The organism is Falsiroseomonas oryzae, from assembly GCF_027856955.1.
Lineage (GTDB): Bacteria > Pseudomonadota > Alphaproteobacteria > Acetobacterales > Acetobacteraceae > Falsiroseomonas > Falsiroseomonas oryzae.
On the sequence record NZ_JAPSMD010000485.1, the window covers coordinates 1 to 3,723 of the forward strand.

The 3,723-nt window shown below is 73.5% G+C and carries 5 protein-coding genes; all 5 read right to left on the reverse strand.

The window, feature by feature from the left end; genetic code table 11:
* Positions 1 to 97 precede the first annotated feature (97 nt).
* Positions 98 to 1,828 (reverse strand): ABC transporter ATP-binding protein/permease, encoded by a 1,731-nt coding sequence (locus OZN99_RS27475; protein WP_270938410.1) that lies wholly within the window; start codon positions 1,826 to 1,828, stop codon positions 98 to 100.
* Between the two features lie 29 nt (positions 1,829 to 1,857).
* On the reverse strand, positions 1,858 to 2,301 hold the full coding sequence (locus tag OZN99_RS27480; RefSeq protein ID WP_270938411.1) for a DUF1499 domain-containing protein: 444 nt from the start codon (positions 2,299 to 2,301) through the stop codon (positions 1,858 to 1,860).
* A gap of 2 nt (positions 2,302 to 2,303) precedes the next feature.
* On the reverse strand, positions 2,304 to 2,576 hold the full coding sequence (locus tag OZN99_RS27485; protein ID WP_270938412.1) for a DUF3253 domain-containing protein: 273 nt from the start codon (positions 2,574 to 2,576) through the stop codon (positions 2,304 to 2,306).
* Entirely contained in the window at positions 2,573 to 3,145 is a 573-nt protein-coding gene (locus OZN99_RS27490) for a pyridoxamine 5'-phosphate oxidase family protein (RefSeq protein WP_270938413.1), read from the reverse strand. Before OZN99_RS27490 ends, OZN99_RS27485 begins: the two co-directional genes overlap by 4 nt.
* On the reverse strand, positions 3,142 to 3,723 hold a 582-nt coding region (locus tag OZN99_RS27495), incomplete at its 5' end, for an NAD(P)/FAD-dependent oxidoreductase (protein WP_270938414.1). The genes OZN99_RS27490 and OZN99_RS27495, both read right to left, overlap by 4 nt.

Genomic DNA, 3,723 nt, shown 5'->3' on the forward strand with positions numbered 1-3,723 from the left:
CCGCGCGCGGCTGGTCCGGCGTCCACAGCCACCAGCCCGCGCCGAGCAGCGCGGCCAGCAGCAGCAGGCCGATCCAGACCAGCACGCGCCGCATCCCTCAGCCCGGCGCCGCCGCCAGCCGGCGGTCCGCCACCCGCACGCCGCGGTCGTGGAAGCGCGCCACCGCCGGGCGGTGCGCGATGGACAGCACCGCGGTGCCGGGCAGGCGCTGCTTCACCAGCGCGTACAGCGCCTCCTCGCCCTCCGGATCCAGGCTCGCCGTCGCCTCGTCCAGGAACAGGAAGTCGGGCTTCACCAGCAGCGCCCGCGCGAAGGACAGGCGCTGCTGCTCGCCGCCCGACAGCCGCCGGTCCCAGGCATCCTCCTCGTCCAGCCTGTCCGACAGATGCGACAGGTTCACCGCCGCCAGCGCGTCGCGGATCGCCGCCTCCGGCACCTCCTCGGCGCCCAGCGGGTAGCACACGGCCCGGCGCAGCGTGCCGAGCGGCAGGTACGGGCGCTGCGGCAGGAACAGCGCGCGCGCGCCGTCGGGAATGCGCACCGTTCCGCGGCCGAATGGCCAGATGCCGGCGATGGCGCGGAACAGCGTGGACTTGCCGCTGCCGGAGGCGCCGGTGATCAGCACCGCCTCGCCCTTCTCCAGCCGCAGCGCGGCATCCTCCACCAGCACGCGCCCGCCGGGGATGGCGAGCGTCACGCCCTCCAGCACCACCGCATCCCCTGCGCCGCGCTGCGCCCGCACCCCGTCCTCCGATGCGCGGGCGTCGCGGATGGCGCGGGTGAAGCCGGTCAGCCGTTCCACCGTCGCGCGCCACTCCGTCAGCCTGGCGTAGTTGTCCACGAACCAGGACAGCGCGCCCTGCACCTGGCCGAAGGCGCTGCTGGTCTGGATCAGCCCGCCGAGCGGGATGCGCCCGGAGAAATAGGCCGGCGCGGCGACGACGATCGGGAAGATCGTCGCGACCTGGGTGAAGCCCGCGGTGAAGAAGGTCAGCCGCTTGGTCGCGACCATGATCCCCCACCAGTTCTCCATCAGCGCGCGGAAGCGTGCCTGCAGCCCGCGCCGCTCATCGGCCTCGCCGCCGTAGAGCGCGACGCCCTCCACGTTGTCGCGCACGCGCACAAGGGCGTAGCGGAAATCCGCCTCGACCCGCTGCTGCAGGAAGTTCAGCCGGATCAGCGGCCGGCCGATCAGGTGCGCGATCCAGGTGCCGAGGATGGAGTAGAGCAGCGCCACCCACACCATGTAGCCGGGGATCGAGATGCCCAGCACCTCCAGCGGCCCGCTCAGCGACCACAGCACGAAAATGAAGGAGAACAGGGTGACCACGCTGTTCATCAGGCCGAGCCCGAGGCTCAGCGTATCGTCCACGAACATGCGGATGTCGTCCGCGATGCGCTGGTCCGGGTTGTCGGTGACGGGGTCGGTCAGCGCGATGCGGTAATAGGCCCGGTCTGAGAGCCAGTCGGCCAGGTAGCGTTCCGTCAGCCAGCGGCGCCAGCGGATCTGCAGCGCCTGGCGCAGATACAGCTGGTAGACCGCGATCAGGATGTAGGCCACGGCAACCAGGCAGAAGCCCGGGAACCACACGCCTTCCGCGTCGCCCCCCAGCAGCAGCAGCGACCAGAAGGTGGTGGCGTCCTTCTGCTCCAGGGCGTTGTAGAAGGCGCGCTGCCAATAGGTCAGCACCACCGTCATGCCGACCAGCGAGAGGTTCAGCACGACGACGGCGGCCAGCAGCGCGAGGCCCCGCCCGCGCTCCTCGCTCACCCAGTAGGGGCGGGTCAGGGCCCAGGCCTCGCCGAGGAAGGAGCCGATCCGGCGCATGCGTCACTCCCCAACGAGGATCGACAGGGTCAGCGCGTCCGCGCCAGCCCCGCATCGAAGGCGCGCCGCCATTCCGCGACACGCTTCGCGTTCACGCCCAGGTCCGAATAGCCGACCAGGCTGCGGGAATAGAGGAACAGCCCCGTCCCACCGGGCATCTCGACCACCTGGCCGTTCACCAGGTCGGGGTAGTTCATCCAGCGCGTACGCGCGACCCACTGGGCCTGCCGCAGCTCCGGCCATTCCGCCATCTTCCAGACGCGCTCCATCCCGTCGCCCAGAGCGCGCAGCACCGCCCAGGCGGCCTCGGCCGGAACGGCCAGCAGCGGCACCGTCTCGTGCCGCTCGGTCGTCGCGCCCGGCGGCGCCGCCAGATGCGCGTTGGGCGAGGAAGGCAGGCGCAGGCGGGCGAAGTCCACCGGCGCGGCAGGAGGTAATCCGGCCGTCCCGCGGCCAAGCATCATCTGGAGCATGGTCATCCCTCGGCGGAGGTCGCGATGCGCAGCCGGATCACGCCGCGGATCTCCGCCGCGGGATCGACCGGCCTACCCTTGCGCAGCACCTCGATGCGCCCGTCCCGGGCCAGGCGGATGGCGGCGGCGCGCACCGCGCCCATCAGGCGGCGCCAGGCATCCTCCTCCGGTGCCAGCGCGCGGGCGACCTCGCTCGGGCAGATCGACTTGTCCGGGCCGCGCGCTGCGGTCAGCCGCAGGATCTCGGCGGCGATGGCCTCCGGGCCGGGCGTCACGGCACCAGCCAGCTGGCGTCGGGCGCACCGTCGCCATGCCAGTCGAAGCGCGCACGGAGGTGCCCGGCGGCGGCCAGTTCCAGCCAGTCCAGTCGGTCGAAGCGCAGCAGCAGCACGCGGAACTGCGCCTCCCCGGCAGCGGCGTCGCGCGGGGCGGGCGGCGGCGCGGCGACGGGCGTGCCCGGCGCAGGCTCGATCGCGTAGCACATGCGGGAGAAGTCGCGGCTGGCCTGCCAGGCGGCGGCGGCCACCGCGTCGCCGCCATGCAACGCGGCCCGGCCGGACAGGCGCAGCTGCACCTTCGCGCCCGGGTCGTAGAGATGCAGCGCGCAGCGCGGCTCCCGCAGCAGCGAGGCCACCTTGCCTGACCGCGCATCGGTGTGCAGGCGGATGGTGCGCGTCGCGGCCTCGAAGCCACGCAGCACCAGGGTGCGCGCTTCCGGCGCGCCATCCGGCGCCACGGTGGCCAGGGTGGGCGTATGGAAGGGATGGCGCCGGTCCGCCACGCCGCGCGCCAGGTGCCGAAATGCTTCGGCCAGGCATTCCTGCAGCGTCGCCTCCAGGCTCAAGCCGGCGCGCCCCGGGCGGAGGCGATCACGCCCGCCAGCGCGGCGCCGCTTTCCACCGCCGCCTCTGCGCGCGCGCCCACGCACCAGTCGCCGCAGGCGCCGAGTCCGCGCGCCGGATCCCACAGGCAGGGCGCGCCCAGTGCCGTCTCCACCAGCGCGTAGCGCCAGCGATGCGCCGCGGCGTGGATCGGCTCCGGCAGGCTGCCGCCGTTCAGCGCGGCGAAGGCCGCGAGCAGGCCCGTGGCAGCCTCCGCGGCGGTCAGTTCCAGATTCTCCCGCGACCATTCCGGCCCGGCCTGCACCACCCAGCATTCATTGGTGTGGTTCCGCCCGGGCTTGGAACTGTCGCGCGCCGCCCAGCCGATCGGGCCGCCGGGAAGGCGGATGGTGTCGGGCAGGTTCAGCCGCTCGGCGAAGGCGACCATCAGGGTCCAGCAGGGCGCCATGCGCACCATGTCCAGCACGCGCTTCAGGTGCGGCGCCGGCCGGGCCAGCAGCGCCGCGGCCTGCGGCGCCGGGACGGCCAGCACCACCGCGTCGAAGGGGCCGTCCTCGGCCGGGGCGTCGCCCGCGCGGCC

Coding starts and splice junctions, on each gene's coding strand:
- OZN99_RS27475 (WP_270938410.1), bottom strand. CDS start 1,828: ATGCGCCGGATCGGCTCCTTCCTCGGCGAGGCCTGGGCCCTGACCCGC.
- OZN99_RS27480 (WP_270938411.1), bottom strand. CDS start 2,301: ATGCTCCAGATGATGCTTGGCCGCGGGACGGCCGGATTACCTCCTGCC.